14 protein-coding genes and 2 tRNA genes are annotated in these 14,835 nt (G+C 38.7%); 5 read left to right on the forward strand and 11 right to left on the reverse strand.

Going from position 1 to position 14,835, the window contains the following annotated elements; translation table 11 throughout:
- Window positions 1–135 precede the first annotated feature (135 nt).
- The gene (mnmE, locus tag LLF28_06700) at window positions 136–1,521 is read left to right on the forward strand and encodes a tRNA uridine-5-carboxymethylaminomethyl(34) synthesis GTPase MnmE (protein ID MCE5195126.1); all 1,386 of its coding nucleotides are present in this window, start codon (window positions 136–138) and stop codon (window positions 1,519–1,521) included.
- Between the two features lie 2 nt (window positions 1,522–1,523).
- Here mnmE and LLF28_06705 read toward each other — a convergent pair whose 3' ends face one another.
- The 7 genes from LLF28_06705 to LLF28_06735 all read right to left on the reverse strand — a co-directional run bounded on the left by LLF28_06705 (window position 1,524) and on the right by LLF28_06735 (window position 7,823).
- Entirely contained in the window at window positions 1,524–2,144 is a 621-nt protein-coding gene (locus LLF28_06705) for an RNA ligase partner protein (GenBank protein ID MCE5195127.1), read from the reverse strand.
- Window positions 2,128–3,438, reverse strand: coding sequence for a tetratricopeptide repeat protein (locus LLF28_06710; protein MCE5195128.1), 1,311 nt, complete (start codon window positions 3,436–3,438; stop codon window positions 2,128–2,130). The genes LLF28_06705 and LLF28_06710 overlap by 17 nt, the downstream gene beginning before the upstream one ends.
- Window positions 3,439–3,468: 30 nt before the next feature.
- A complete protein-coding gene (rsfS, locus tag LLF28_06715) occupies window positions 3,469–3,813 on the reverse strand; it encodes a ribosome silencing factor (GenBank protein MCE5195129.1) in 345 nt (114 codons plus the stop codon).
- A 28-nt stretch (window positions 3,814–3,841) separates the two neighbouring features.
- Window positions 3,842–4,522, reverse strand: a complete 681-nt coding sequence (gene nadD, locus LLF28_06720; GenBank protein ID MCE5195130.1) for a nicotinate-nucleotide adenylyltransferase — start codon at window positions 4,520–4,522, stop codon at window positions 3,842–3,844.
- Between the two features lie 58 nt (window positions 4,523–4,580).
- Window positions 4,581–5,741 carry a class I SAM-dependent rRNA methyltransferase gene (locus LLF28_06725; protein MCE5195131.1) on the reverse strand — a complete coding sequence of 387 codons (1,161 nt, stop codon included), beginning with the start codon at window positions 5,739–5,741 and terminating at the stop codon, window positions 4,581–4,583.
- Window positions 5,742–5,822: 81 nt separating this feature from the next.
- Window positions 5,823–7,079, reverse strand: coding sequence for a glutamate-5-semialdehyde dehydrogenase (locus LLF28_06730; GenBank protein ID MCE5195132.1), 1,257 nt, complete (start codon window positions 7,077–7,079; stop codon window positions 5,823–5,825).
- A 9-nt stretch (window positions 7,080–7,088) separates the two neighbouring features.
- A complete protein-coding gene (locus LLF28_06735; protein MCE5195133.1) occupies window positions 7,089–7,823 on the reverse strand; it encodes a HesA/MoeB/ThiF family protein in 735 nt (244 codons plus the stop codon).
- Window positions 7,824–8,014: 191 nt separating this feature from the next.
- On the opposite strand from LLF28_06735, the gene LLF28_06740 reads away from it, so the two are divergent.
- Window positions 8,015–8,935: a PDZ domain-containing protein gene (locus tag LLF28_06740; GenBank protein MCE5195134.1), complete on the forward strand. Its 921-nt coding sequence runs from the start codon at window positions 8,015–8,017 to the stop codon at window positions 8,933–8,935.
- 134 nt (window positions 8,936–9,069) lie between these two features.
- On the opposite strand, the gene LLF28_06745 is transcribed toward LLF28_06740, so the two are convergent.
- Both LLF28_06745 and trpE read right to left on the reverse strand, forming a co-directional pair.
- Entirely contained in the window at window positions 9,070–9,636 is a 567-nt protein-coding gene (locus LLF28_06745) for an aminodeoxychorismate/anthranilate synthase component II (protein ID MCE5195135.1), read from the reverse strand.
- 4 nt (window positions 9,637–9,640) lie between these two features.
- Window positions 9,641–11,125, reverse strand: coding sequence for an anthranilate synthase component I (gene trpE, locus LLF28_06750; GenBank protein MCE5195136.1), 1,485 nt, complete (start codon window positions 11,123–11,125; stop codon window positions 9,641–9,643).
- A gap of 134 nt (window positions 11,126–11,259) precedes the next feature.
- Here trpE and LLF28_06755 point away from each other — a divergent pair.
- Window positions 11,260–11,334 (forward strand) — tRNA-Gly (locus LLF28_06755).
- A 3-nt stretch (window positions 11,335–11,337) separates the two neighbouring features.
- A tRNA-Cys gene (locus tag LLF28_06760) sits at window positions 11,338–11,413 on the forward strand.
- A 101-nt stretch (window positions 11,414–11,514) separates the two neighbouring features.
- Here the strand turns inward: LLF28_06760 and serS are convergent.
- On the reverse strand, window positions 11,515–12,783 hold the full coding sequence (gene serS / locus LLF28_06765) for a serine--tRNA ligase (GenBank protein MCE5195137.1): 1,269 nt from the start codon (window positions 12,781–12,783) through the stop codon (window positions 11,515–11,517).
- A gap of 239 nt (window positions 12,784–13,022) precedes the next feature.
- Here serS and speD point away from each other — a divergent pair, with 239 nt between their 5' ends.
- Window positions 13,023–13,448 (forward strand): adenosylmethionine decarboxylase, encoded by a 426-nt coding sequence (gene speD, locus LLF28_06770; protein ID MCE5195138.1) that lies wholly within the window; start codon window positions 13,023–13,025, stop codon window positions 13,446–13,448.
- Window positions 13,449–13,528: 80 nt separating this feature from the next.
- Here the strand turns inward: speD and LLF28_06775 are convergent, their stop codons facing one another.
- Window positions 13,529–14,830, reverse strand: coding sequence for a UDP-glucose/GDP-mannose dehydrogenase family protein (locus LLF28_06775; protein ID MCE5195139.1), 1,302 nt, complete (start codon window positions 14,828–14,830; stop codon window positions 13,529–13,531).
- Between the last annotated feature and the right edge of the window lie 5 nt (window positions 14,831–14,835).

Consider the following 14,835-nt stretch of genomic DNA (forward strand, 5'->3'; position numbering starts at 1 on the left):
TTACGACTATTATTATAAGAACTACCATTGAAAAAATAATACCACTTTCTTAAATAATTGATAAAGCAAAAAATGTCAATGTTTCTTGAATTTTCCACCCCTCTCTCATTCTGTTATAATCATTGAATGAATCTGTTGGATGATACAATTACCGCGATCTCTACTCCGCTCGGAGAGGGCGGAATCGGCATTGTGCGGCTGAGCGGAAAAGACGCTGTGCGCATTGCAGAGAAACTTTTTCATTCTTCAAAAAACAAAAAACTCTCGAACATCTCATCTCACAAAATCATCCATGGAGTGATAAAAGACCCTGAAACAAAAGAGACAATCGATGAAGTGCTTGTTTCAGTGATGCTTGCGCCTCATACATATACAAAAGAAAATATTGTCGAGATTAACTGTCATGGAGGAATGCTTCCTCTAAGAAGAGTGCTGGAGCTTGCGCTTAAACACGGCGCAAGACTTGCAGAGCCCGGAGAATTTACTAAAAGGGCTTTTTTAAACGGGCGCATTGATTTGAGTAAGGCAGAGGCAGTGCTTGACCTTATTAAAGCAAGGACAGATGAGTCAGGAAAGATTGCGCTTGAACAGTTAAAAGGCAGGCTTTCAGAAAAGATTTCTGATCTAAGAGAAAGACTCACAGATCTCTGCGTTACAGTCGAGACATATATCGATTTTCCTGATGAAGAGATAGAAATTTCTACAAAAGATGAGATGAAAGAAGCGATAAAAAAAATTATTCAGGAACTCGAATCTTTGTTAAAGAGCTATGACGAAGGAAGATTTTTCAGGGAAGGGCTTGCCGTTGCAATCGTAGGAAGGCCGAATGTCGGAAAGTCGTCTTTGCTTAATGCTTTGCTTCAACGGAACAGGGCGATAGTTACCGAGATGCCGGGCACAACAAGAGACATCATTGAAGAATATCTGAACATCAATGGCTTGCCTCTCAGGGTAATTGATACTGCAGGAATAAGAGAGTCTCATGACATGGCAGAGATTGAAGGCGTAAAGAGGAGCTTGAGCGCGATCGAAAATGCTGACCTGATCATAGCTGTGATAGATGGAAGCCATGATTTAAAAAATGAAGACATAGAGGTTCTGGAAAAGATTAAGGACAGGAATACTATTATTGCGATAAATAAATCAGACATTATGAGAGATGAGAATTGCAAAAAATTCAAAGGTGCTTTTTCAAAATATCAGATGCGCATTATAAAGATTTCTGCCCTGAAAGACCACGGAATAGATGAATTAAAAAATGTAATCTTTAATTCTTCTGTTAAAAACTGGAATGAGCACAAAGAGGGAATTATAATCACAAACCTAAGGCATAAGACTTTAATTCAGGCAGCGTATGATTCTCTTAAAGACGCGGTAGAGGCTTTTAATACAGACAAGCCTGTTGAGATAATTGCAATTGGGCTTCGGGACAGTCTTGATAAACTCGGAGAGATAATCGGCGCTGTTACAACTGATGATATATTGAACAGGATATTCAGCAGCTTCTGTATCGGGAAATAAATTTAGTCTGCTTCTACAGAGGCAAGGTAATCAGCGCGTTTTATAGAGCTGAGCATATATTCTTTGAATTTTGCTGAGATGAGCCATCTTATGCCGAATTTTTCAGCCCACTTTATCAACCCCTGATCAGCAGTAACAAGCAGGGCGTCAAGCTCGCGTGCAAGAAGAATCAGATCAACATCTTCTTTGCTGTCGATGATGCCCTCTCTTAATGCCTCTCTGTATTTTCTTCTCAAGTCTTTCACGACCTCTTCTTCGCCTGATTTTGCAGCTCCTCTCACAGCTTTTTCTGCAACCCTGAGACCTTTGTTAATCCTTTCCCTGATATCTTCGATGAGTTCATAGAGCAGAAATGCAGGGCATGTAAGTTCATATTTTTTAGGCGGTTTTTGATGAAGTAGCACAAGCAGATCACCAGATATCTTTTCAGGTTCTATGAAATTCAGAAGCTCTTCAAAAATAGAAGGCGGCATGTAAAACTCAAGTGTTGGAACTTGTGCTGCGATTGATAAAAAATTTTCGAGCGCTTCTGTAGGAGTCTTACCGAAACTGTCGCGAACTTCCGGATTAACGAACAGGCTTGTGTCTAATACAACAGTGCTTCTTTTAGATTTTACGGTCATCTATATTAAGGCTGAAGGTATTCCAGTTGCTGCAGTCAGGACACCTTCCCACCCACTCCTTTGAAGAATATCCGCAGACAGAGCACCAATATGGAAGTCTGAATGCAGGCTTAATGCCCATGGCTTTTTTATATTCTATGGCAGCTAAGTCACATTGTCCGCGTTTAAGGTAAAGATCGCCCATTATCTTATGTATTTCAGCCATAGTAACACCGGTTGTATCGATGGAATCGAATGTTCTGATTGCATCATCAATCATCTCAAGTCTGTAGTAAAGTTTGCCAAGAAAAACCCTTAGCATAATATTTTGGGGATTTTTAGCAATAAGGTTTTGATAAAGCCTTATCAACCGTGAAGGCTCGCCGAGATTTATAAGAAGATCTTCAAATCTTGCAAGTATTATCAGTGAGGATGTCTGCTCATAACATTTTTCAAGGTAATCGGCAACCTCGTCTGTCTCGCCTTCTCTCAGCTTCACCTCAGCAAGTCCCAAATATGCTGGGATGAAACTGCTGTTTAGTCTCATGATTGTCTTGAATGCTTTGCGCGCTTTTTCAAGTTCTCCATTCTCAAGGCAATTGCGTCCGTATTCATATTTGTAACCAAGGAGATTTATCTGCTCTCTCTGGCGGTCTTTTTCCGCATGTTCGTGTTTCAGAATTGTTTTTTGCACATCAACAAGCTCATCCCATTTTTCTTCTCTTTCGTGAACAGCGCGTTTTTTGTACAGCGCTGCCAGATTGTCTGCATCAATATCAAGAATCTTCTCAATGTAATTCAAGGCATCAGCCCATCTGCCTGTTTTTTCCATAAGATTTTCCAAGGCGAAAAGCACTTCCAGATTCAAAGGATAGGCAGAAAATACCTTGTTGTAGTAAATTAGCGCCTGCTGATAATTGTCTTCTGAACAGGCAATGTCCCCAAGCCTCAGAAGTGCGTGAAGATGTTTCGGTTCTTCCTGCAGGATTATTTCAAGGGGTTCTTTTGCCTCATCTTCAGCATGGGCAAGAAGAGCATTTAATGCCCTTGAATAAAGCTCCTGCACCCTTGCTTCTTTTTTCTGCTTGCGTTGGTGCTGCCAGTTGCCTATAAAACGCTTAGTGTCTCTTATTGTAAAGACGATGAGCATTGCAAGAGCCCCGGCAACGCTTGAGAGAAGTATCAGTGCAATCTTCGGAATTTCATAGACTTCATCAAAGGGAATTTTTATAGTTGTGATTTCTTTGTTGTCGATTGCAAGGAGCGCAAGTCCGGTAAGAAAAAGGACCACTATAAAAATAGAGAGCTTGCCCATCAGCAGTAATAACCTCTGTAATAAATTAATTTAAGATTCATATGAAATCCTTGGTGCGTCAAGCCAGAGCTTTTCAAGCTGGTAGTATTCCCTGGTGTTTTCTTCAAAAATATGTACAATCACATCCCCATAATCAATCAATATCCATTGACTATTAGCAATACCTTCAACTCCTATGGAATGGAGATGCTTCTTATCAAAAAAATCTCTTATTCCGTCTGCAATTGCCTTGACCTGAGTTGTGCTTTTTCCAGAACAAATAACAAAATAATCAGCAATAACACTAAGTTTATATAACTCGAGGATTAAAACATCCCCGGCTTTTTTCTCTATTGCTGCCTTTGCTGCATCTTGGGCTTTAGCTTTGCTTTTTATGTAAGCTAACGCCTCCTTTCGTAAAGATTTACCTGTATATCTTATTAGAAATTATATAGGATTCGACTTCTTCTGGCAACAGGTATTTTGCAGTTTTCCCCTCTTTAATCAGCTTTCTTATCACAGTTGATGATATTTCTAGCGGAGTAAGTTTTAAAAGTATCACATCTCTATTAGTCTTAAGTTTTGTTCTATAAATTCCTGTTTTTCCAGTTTCGATTTTTTTTAATACACTTTCACTTATCTTTGAAAAAGGGAAAGAAGAAAGGTCAGAAAATTTAAACGGCGGTCTGGATATAACAACAAAATTTGTGAGCTTAAGAAGCTCTTTGGGCTTCCACCACTTAGGGATTTCCAGAAAAGCATCTATGCCTAGTATGAAATAAAACGAGGCATCTGGATATAACCTATAAAGATGCTTAAGTGTATTCACAGAGTAAGATATGCTCTTTTTTTTATATTCTATGTCTGATATCTTAAAATTTCTGTTTCTGAATGTAGCCAACCTTGTCATCTTATATCTGTGTTTTGCGTCTGCAAGACCGTTGTTTTTAAGAGGAGGACTTCCTGACGGCATGAAAATTACGAAGTTGAGCTTGAGTTTTTCCAATACCTCTTCCGCAGCCCTTAGATGACCGATGTGGATTGGATTGAATGTCCCGCCTAATATTCCGATTTTCAATATGTTTTTATTGTTATTTGCCTTCATGTAGTTACTTATCATGCATAAGACTTGATTGTCAAGGAAATGAATCTTGGATTTTGAATCATAAGGACAAGAATGCACATTTTAAATATTCTGTTTCTGGCACTGAAAGAAGAACAGGGTGGTCTTTTGCCTGAGACCGGTATTCGAGAATCTTGATTTGTTTCCCAGCATTTTTTGCTGAATTTCTGAGCATTTCTATAAACACAGATTTCTCTATATGATATGAACAGGATGATGTTGCTAATATTCCTCCATGTTTAAGGAGTTTCATTGCAAGGGTATTAATCTCATGATAGCCTTTTAACGCTTCTTTTATCTTAAGTCTGCTTTTTACGAATGCAGGAGGATCTAGCACGATAAAATCGTATAAAACTCCTGAGGCAATAGAATCTTTCAGAAAATTAAAAACATCTGCTTTTATAAAATCACATTTACTTTCCAAATTGTTTCTCTTTGCATTAGAGCGCGCATGTGAGATCGCTGTTTCTGAATCATCAACAAATGTGACTGAAGCGCCATTGTGCGCAAGCTGGAGTCCCCATGCGCCTGAATAACAGAAAAGATCAAGCCCTTTTCCGCCTGGGACTAATTCTTTTAGAGCCAGCCTGTTTTCTCTCTGGTCAAGAAAGAATCCTGTTTTTTGTCCAGCCAAGGGATTAACCTCAAGAAGTATATTGCCTTCGCGTATAATCGGAAGTGTATCAAGCGAGCCCTTTACAATCTCTTTTTTTAGTTCAAGCCCTTCAAGTGTTCTGCTCTGGCTGTCGTTTTTTAAGATGATAACAGACGGCTTGAGTATTTCATCAAGCAGAGGAACTATTGTATCTCTAAGTTTTTCTATCCCGAGTGTGAGAAACTGCATGACAAGACAATCATTGTATTTATCGACTATCAACCCCGGCAGAAAATCACTCTCGCTGAAAATTACCCTGAATGAATCGTTGTCTTTGCAGAATCTTTTTCTGTAATCCACTGCTTCAAGAATGCGTTTTCTGAAAAAGTCAGCATTGATCTCTTCGTTTTTTCTTGTTAGAAGTCTGACAGAGATGAGCGAATTAGGATTGATATAACCGATTCCAATAAAATTATTTTTTGTGTCATGAACTTCTACTATTAGACCGGGCTCATAGTTTCTTGGACTTACTGCAAGTTCATTGGAAAATATCCATGAATGGCCGGCAAGTATCCTGCTTGTTCTGCGTAAGATTATTTTATTCATCGATAAGATTAAAAATCCCTTTTAACAGATATGTTGATTGATTCAAATTAAGAATTATAATTGTATGGACAGTCTGAGTTTTCACTCACGCAGCTGACCGCTGCCCAAGACAATGAACTTTCTGCATGTCAGCTCTTCAAGCCCCATTGGTCCGCGTGCATGAATTTTGTCGGTTGCTATCCCAATCTCAGCGCCAAGCCCAAACTGATAGCCGTCGTTTAATCTTGTTGAAGCATTAACAAGAACTGCTGAAGAATCAACCTCTCTAAGGAATCGCATAGCCTTATCATAATTTTTTGTAACGATCGCATCAGAATGCGCCGAGCCGAACTTTGCAATATGTTCCATTGCATCGTCAATGTCATTTACTATTTTTATATTCAGTGTCAGCTCAAGGTATTCTGTGCGAAAATCTTTTTCGTTTGCCTCAATAATCGAGCTGTCTATCTTCATTGTTTCAGTACATCCTTTTAATTTAACCCCGACATTTTTAAATTCCTTGATCATCGGTATCAGAAATTCCTTTGCGATTTTTTTATCAACAAGCATTGTTTCCATTGCATTGCATGTTCCTGGTCTCTGCACCTTTGCATTAAGGCAGATAGCCCGAGCCATCTTAAAATCAGCATCACTGTCAACAAACACATGACATATGCCTTTATAGTGCTTTAACACAGGGATTCTTGCATTCTCTGTGACTGTGCGTATAAGACCTTCTCCGCCGCGCGGGATTATCAGATCTATTATTCCTTCAAGCTTGAGCATTTCCATTACAGCGTTTCTGTCTGCTATGTCAATAAAAGTTATTGTGTCTTTATGAAGACCGGATGCTTCAGCTGCGTCTCTGAGAATTTTTACAATAGCCCTGTTCGAATTTATCGACTCAGAACCGCCGCGCAATACAACAGCATTCCCTGTTTTCAGACACAGGCTTGTTGCATCCGAGGTAACATTCGGCCTTGATTCGTATATTATTCCTATCACTCCGATGGGCACGCGCATCCTGCCGACTTTCATGCCGTTAGGTCTTTCATTCATTTTTGTTATTTCTCCGACAGGATCAGGAAGCGCTGCAACTTCTATAAGTCCCTGTGCCATTTCATTTATGCGTTTTTCATTCAGAGTTAGTCTGTCTATCATAGCCTTTGAAATGCCTTTTTCTTCTGCTAGAGCAATGTCTTTTTCATTTTCCTTAATAAGCTCTGCACTGTGTTTCTTCAGTTCATCAGCCATTTTCAAAAGCGCATTGTTCTTTTCTCTGGATGATGATCTGGCAAGCGCGCGGGCGCCCTCTTTGGCAGCTGTAGCTTTATCAAGAACGAATTTTTTTATATCCATGTTTATATTCTACCTCAAACTTCCGCATACTGGACAATTTGGATCTTTGTATGCCTTGAAGTTTTTGAATTCACATTTATTTCCGTTCCAGACCATGAGTTTCCCTTTGAGATTTTCTCCTATCCCTGTGAGGTACTTTATGACCTCAAGCGCTTCAAGAGTTCCTATCACACCGGGTGTTGCTCCAACAACAGGAAACACCTCTGAAGGCGGGGCTTCGGGATAGATGCATTTAAGACATGGTGTTTCAGGAGATTTGATGAAACTCATTCTTCCTTCCATGCCCCATATGCTTCCAAAGACCAATGGAATTTTTTTTCTTATTGCCGATTCATTGAGCAGATATCTTGTAGGGAAATTATCCATACAGTCCACAATCAAATCAGCATTACCTACAATTTCATCTACATTTTCAGCAACGATCTTATCTGCAAACGCAGTAACTTTTATATCTGGATTAAGCTCCTCCAGAGTCTTTTTCGCAGAAACAGCTTTGTTGGTTCCGATACGATTGTGATTGTGCAGTATCTGTCTGTTCAGGTTCGACCAGTCTGGCGAATCAAAATCACATATTCTTATATTCCCTATGCCTGCAACTGCAAGATATATTGAAACAGGCGAACCTAGTCCTCCTGCGCCTGCAATAAACACTGTAGACTGCTTCAGTTTTTTCTGGGTCTCTTCTCCCCATCCGTCCATCATCATCTGGCGGTTGTAGCGTTTTATTTCTTCTGCAGAGAACATTTTTTACCTCCTGAATAGTATTTTCAATAATATCAGAAATGTTAGAAGATTTGCACTAAGATAGAGGAAGAAATGCAGTTTTAAAGACAGAGAATATATTTCTGCTTGACAATCTTGACAATAAAGGCATATTTGCTGTTTTATATAGCGAGAATAAAAACAGAGGGTTAGGTTATAAAAAGGAGAAGACAATGAAAAGGACTTTTTTTATTCTATTGATCTTTTGTTTATACTCTTGTGTATCAATGCAAAAACCGATAACACCAACTATTAGTGGGTATTCAAATTCAAAGGATTTTCTTAAATATAAAAAAATAGCTGTTTTGCCTTTTGTCGATGCTCCCAATGCCCCACAGTCTGGACAGATTGTTCAAGGGATAGTAAACCAAGTTTTGGCAAAAACTGGATTTGAAGTTGCAGAACGTGCGAGATTGATTGATATTTTAAATGAGCAAAAGCTTGCAACATCAGGCTTAATAGAAGGCTCTAAACAGCTTGAGATTGGTAAATTATTAGGTGTTAAGGCTATTGTTGTTGGAGAAGTTGGACAATATTATACGCAGCAAAGGCACACTACCTCTACAACATCTTATTATAATATGCCTTTGTATGGCGGTGGTTCTATGATCGTTCCATTTACCCAGCAAGGACAACAATGGATAGAAAATTATATTTCTATAGCACTCAGAATACTAGATGTTGAAAACGGAAATCTAATATATTCTGGTAGTGGGACATATCATAAAGGAGTTACCAATCCACATCAGCAACTTGCAGAGTATATAACAGAGGATTTAATCGCAGATTGGTTTAAATGCTCTGGGGCGATTGGTTTCAAATATAAATATAATGAGCAAATAAAAATGCTAATAAGCATTGTTGACATTGTGTATGAAAATTCTCCTGCTGAAAAAGCTGGATTAAAAGTTGGTGATCAGATATTAAAATGGAATGGTAAAAATTTAAAAACTTCGTTTGCTACCCTAGACCTTGAAGACCGTAGTTTGATATGTTCTAATGTGGGAGACAAGGTAGTTATTGATATTAAACGCAACGGGCAATTGTTGATTCTTGAAATGGTAGCTGGAGATAGAGCGTTAGTCTTGCCGTAAAAAGAAAAGTAATAAAGATAATAAGTTGGCATAGTGCAAATTTATTACGACACTAATTCAATCTGAGATTTTCGAAGAAAATCGTTTTCTGTCTGTAGGCAAATAGCAAAATGTATTAAAAGGTTTATTATTTTCTAATAACTCAGTTTCAGAAAATTCTTCAACAGGTCTTTGCCAGCTTTGGTAAGTATGGATTCTGGATGGAACTGTACACCTTCGACGATAAAATCCTTATGTCTTACGCCCATAATAATATTGTCAATCCATGCGCTTATCTCAAGACATGAAGGAAGCGTTTCTTTGTTAATAATGAGGGAATGATATCTTGTTGCCTGAAATGGATTTTGCAGGCCTTCAAATATTGTTTTCTTGTCATGATGGATCATTGATGTCTTGCCGTGCATCAAAAAAGGCGCTCTGATAATTTCTCCTCCAAATGCAGCGCCGATAGACTGATGACCGAGGCAGACACCGAGAATTGGTATCTTTCCCGCAAAATGTTTAATAAGCTCGACAGATATGCCTGCTTCTTTTGGAGTGCAGGGCCCGGGAGAAATAACAATTCTCTCAGGGTTCAGCGATTCGATTTCATTTATTGTTATTTTGTCATTCCTGTAAACTTTTACGTCTGCACCAAGCTCGCCTAGATACTGAACAAGGTTGTAAGTGAAAGAGTCATAATTATCAATCATCAATAACATAAAATTAAATTAGTCCTTTTTCCGCCATATCAACTGCCTTCATCATTCCCATTGCCTTATTAACAGTTTCATTATATTCTTTTTCAGGTACAGAATCAGCAACAAGTCCTGCGCCTGCCTGAACATATATTTTTTTATCTTTTATAAGTAGAGTTCTTATTGTGATGCAGGTGTCCATATTGCCTGAATAACTGAAATATCCAACTGAACCTGCATAAGGTCCTCTTCTTGTTGGTTCAAGCTCTTCGATAATCTCCATTGCACGCACTTTTGGAGCGCCTGTAACAGTGCCTGCAGGAAAACATGCTTCTAGAACATCAAATGCATCAAGTCCTTTTTCGAGATCCCCTTCAACATTCGAGACCATGTGCATAACATGACTGTATTTTTCGATGCCCATTAACTCAGTAACTTCAACAGAACCTTTTTCAGCAACGCGTCCTACGTCATTTCGTCCAAGGTCAACAAGCATAATATGCTCTGCAATTTCTTTTGGATCCTTTTTAAGTTCAGCCTCGAGCTGCTTGTCTTCTGAATCTGTCTCTCCTCTTTGTCTTGTGCCGGCAATAGGCCTGAGCACTATTTTTTTGTCTTCGAGCCTAACCAATATCTCAGGAGATGAACCAATTATTTTTGTATCTCCAGTATTAATAAAATACATATACGGAGAGGGATTGATTATTCGCAGAGCCCTGTAAATATCAAAAGGCTCGATGCTGATTCCTCGCTCGAACCTCTGTGAAAGAACAACCTGAAAAATATCTCCTGATGAAATATATTCCTTAGATTTTAAAACTGCTTTTTCAAATTCGCTTCTGGTCTTAAAATTGGATTTAAATTTTTTTTGTTTTAAAACTTTTCTTTTAGTATTTGCACTCTTATTTTTCAAAGGTTTTTTTATTTTTTGAACAATGGCATCAATTTTCAGGACAGCTTCCTTGTATGCCTTTACAGGGTTTTTATCATCTATGTGAACATTAGAGACGATTTTTATTTTCTGTTTGAGGTTATCAAAGATCAGCATTGTGTCGGCGAGCATGAAAAACATATCAGGCATATTGAGCGAGATCATTTTTTTATCAGGGATTTTTTCGAAAAATCTGACCATGTCATAACCTATGTATCCTACAAGTCCTCCTGAAAATCTTGGAAGACCTGGAAGATCAACAGGCTTATACATCGAGATCTCTTTTTTCAGCGCATCGATAGGATTTTCTGATTCGAATATTACCGGTTTTTTCCCGGCTTCTTTTATCTCAATTTTTTTGCCGCTGCTTTTTATGATCTTTGATGGATTTGAACCGAGGAAAGAGTACCTCGCCCATTTCTCACCTCCGACAACACTCTCAAGAAGAAATGATAGATTACCGTTAATTTTATAGAATGCAGTGACAGGCGTGTCCAGGTCAGCGAGTATTTCTCTGTAAACCGGGATCAGGTTTCCTTTTTTGCATAATGACTGAAATTCTTTTAAATCAGGATAGAGCATATTGACAAAATCCCTTTATTTTCATTAGTATTGGTTAGTATAACTCATTAGGAAGTTATAAGTTAAGAGTTATACTTTTTAGTTTTAAACCTTCACTTTTTTAACTTATTAAGTTTCAACTTATCACGTTTGATGCGGGAATAGCTCAGTGGTAGAGCACAACCTTGCCAAGGTTGGGGTCGCGGGTTCGAGCCCCGTTTCCCGCTCCAATTGGCGGCGTACCCAAGTGGCTAAGGGGGAGGTCTGCAAAACCTTTATGCAGCGGTTCAAATCCGCTCGCCGCCTCCAAAAATCCCCTACCGTTGTTTGCGATTTCCTTGTGTGTAATTTTTTTGGAAGGACAATACAGATGTTCGTACCATAAATAAAATTTCACCGAGATAAAAAAACTATTTTATTACCTCTACACCCATATACTTTCTCAACGCCTCCGGCACAATAACACTTCCGTCTTTCTGCTGAAAGTTTTCGAGGATGGCAACGACTGTTCTTCCTATTGCTAGAGCTGAACCATTGAGCGTGTGAACAAACTCAGTTCCTTTTTTGCCTTCGCGCTTGAATCTTATATTTGCCCTTCTTGCCTGAAAATCCTCAAAATTCGAGCAAGAAGAGATTTCTCTATATTTGTTTTGTCCCGGCAGCCATACTTCAATGTCATAAGTCTTGGCTGCTGAAAAACCAATGTCTCCTGTGCAAAGAGACATGATCCTGTAAGGAAGACCGAGTTTCTGAAGTATATCTTCTGCATTATTTGTAAGTTTCTCAAGTTCATCATAAGAATTTTCTGGTTTCACAAATTTCACTATCTCAACCTTGTTGAACTGATGCTGTCTTATCAACCCTCTGGTATCTTTTCCGTAGGAGCCTGCCTCGCGTCTGAAACACGGAGTATAAGCTGTATAGTAAATCGGCAAGTCGGTTTCATTTAAAATCTCATCTCTGTGAATGTTTGTTACTGGAACTTCCGCTGTTGGAATTAGATAAAGCTCTGGATCAACGACTTTAAAAAGCTCCATCTCAAATTTCGGCAGCTGGCCTGTTCCTGTCATCGATTCTTTATTGACCAATATCGGAGGGAATATTTCCTTGTAACCTTTCGATGTATTTATATCAAGCATGAAATTCATCAATGCCCTTTCGAGTTTTGCTCCGTGTCCTTTCATCAAACTGAATCTTGCACCTGAGATTTTTGATGCTCTGTCAAAATCTATGATATCCAGCATGGCTGCAATATCCCAGTGGTTCAATGGTGTGAAATCAAATTCTCTTGGAATACCGAATTTTCTTATTTCAACATTCTCATCCTCATCTTTTCCAACAGGCACAGTTTCGTGCGGGATATTCGGTATGAGAAGAAGTTCATTTGTTGATCTTTCTTCCATGACTTTCAGGACTGCTTCGTTTTCAGATATAAAGTCGGCAATTTTTTTTGCTTCTTCGAGATTTTGAGAAGCATCTTTTTTTTCTCTTTTGCGTTTTGCAATATCCTCTGAGAGTTTGTTCCTCTTTTCCCGCTGTTCTTCAATTGTTTTCAGCAAGGCTCTGCGTTCATTTTCTATTGTCAGAAATTTTTCTATTATCGAAGAATCACAATTTCTTTTTTTCAGGGCTTCAATAACTTTTTCCGGATTTTCTCTGGCAATTTTCACATCAAGCATCTTGTTTTCTCCTTAAATTTTCACCGGCTGCATTTTTTTATTTTGTTTATAATATAGCTTAATGCGATCGAAAAAGAAATTCAATCAGACAAATTTGGCAAAAAAAGTTTTTCTGAAAACTTTTCAAAAACCTGCGACTCAAAAAATTCTTGACAAGCAGGTCAATTTGCTGTAATTTATTTGACTAATAGAGGGTCGTAGTACTCTCTTAACAGAAATAACTGGGGGGAGGTAGAGAGTTGCATGCTTTAGGCAAACACTTATTGGTTGAGCTTAAGGATTGTGACCCTGAGATAATCAAAAGCCTCGAGAAAGTCAAAAATGCGATGGTCTCGGCAGCAAAAAAGGCCAGAGCAACTATCATTGATGTTTCCTTCCATGAATTCAGTCCATTTGGAATAAGCGGCATGGTAATTATAGCTGAGTCGCATTTGTCTATTCACACATGGCCTGAATATGGTTATGCTGCTGTTGATATCTTCACATGCGGAGACATCATCAAGCCTGAGGCTGCTGCAAATTTCCTTATTGAGAAGTTTAAGTGTAAAAACCCGTCTGTGGTCGAGATGAAGAGGGGAATACTTTCCTTCAACGGTAAGGAAAAACTTGCGTATAAAGTTCAGGACGCCAATCTTAATCTGGTTGCCGGCTGCAAAACAGCTTAGATTTTTAAGCACGCAGATTTAGATTTGCTATTGGACTTATAAGGCTTAGAGCTTAAAAGCTTTAAGGCAGCCGTACAGTTTTATATCCTTCCAGTAGAGAAATACTTGAAGCCGAGCTGTTTCATTTTTTCCGGCTCGTAGATATTTCTCAGATCAAAGAAATAAGGCTGTTTAAGGAGTTTCTTTATTTTATCCATGTCCAGATTTCTAAACTCATTCCATTCCGTGACAATTACGATGGCATCGGCGCCCTTAATTGCTTCTGAAATTCCCTTGCAGTAATTAATATCTGGCATTATTTCTTTTGCATTGTCTATTGCAGCCGGATCATATGCTGTCACTTTTGCTCCATACTTGATTAGTTTCTCGATTATGAAAAGAGAAGGGGCTTCGCGTATGTCATCTGTATTTGGCTTGAATGCAATTCCAAGCACTGCAATTTTTTTACCTTTGAGATTTTTAAGCTCTTTTTTTATCTTCTGAACTGCGAGATCACGCTGCATGTCATTAGTTTTAATAACTGCCTTGACAACATTCATAGCAACATTATTTTTTTTACCCGCATTCAGAAGAGCCTTTACATCTTTTGGAAAACATGATCCTCCGAACCCAGGGCCTGCATGAAGAAACTTGGAACCAATCCTATGATCAAGCCCCATGCCTTTGGCAACGGTATTAACATCAGCGCCGACCTTTTCGCACAAATTTGCTATCTCGTTTATAAATGAGATTTTTGCTGCAAGGAAAGAATTAGAGGCGTATTTTATCAATTCAGCTGTCTCTATATCAGTTATAACAAAAGGTGTTTCTAGCAGATAGAGAGGCTTATAAAGATCCTTCATCACTGCTATTGCCTTATGGCTGTGTGCGCCTATGATGACTCTGTTGGGCCTCATAAAATCCTCTATTGCCGCGCCTTCCCTGAGAAATTCAGGATTTGAGACAATATCAAAATCAATTTCTTCGCTGAGGTGTTTTGAGACTATTTCTTTGAGTTTTCTGCCGGTACCAACAGGGACAGTGCTCTTTGTTACGATGATCTTATAGCTGTTCATATGCTTTGATATTTCCTTGGAAACTCCTTCAACATAACTAAGATCAGCAGAACCGTCTCCTCTTGGAGGAGTTCCCACTGCAATGAATATTACTGAAGAGGACTCTACTGCCTCTTTAATTTTTGTTGTGAATTTCAATCTTTTGTTTTTGATGTTTTTCTGAACAACATCATCAAGTCCTGGTTCGTAAAATGGTATATGTCCTTTTTTGAGAGTGCGTATTTTCTTCTTATCTTTGTCTACACAAATTACATTCAAGCCGAACTCTGCAAAACAGGCTCCAGTAACAAGACCTACGTAACCTGTTCCTATTATCCCAATCTGCATCTGAA

This window comes from Nitrospiraceae bacterium (genome assembly GCA_021373015.1).
Lineage (GTDB): Bacteria > Nitrospirota > Thermodesulfovibrionia > Thermodesulfovibrionales > UBA1546 > JAJFTJ01.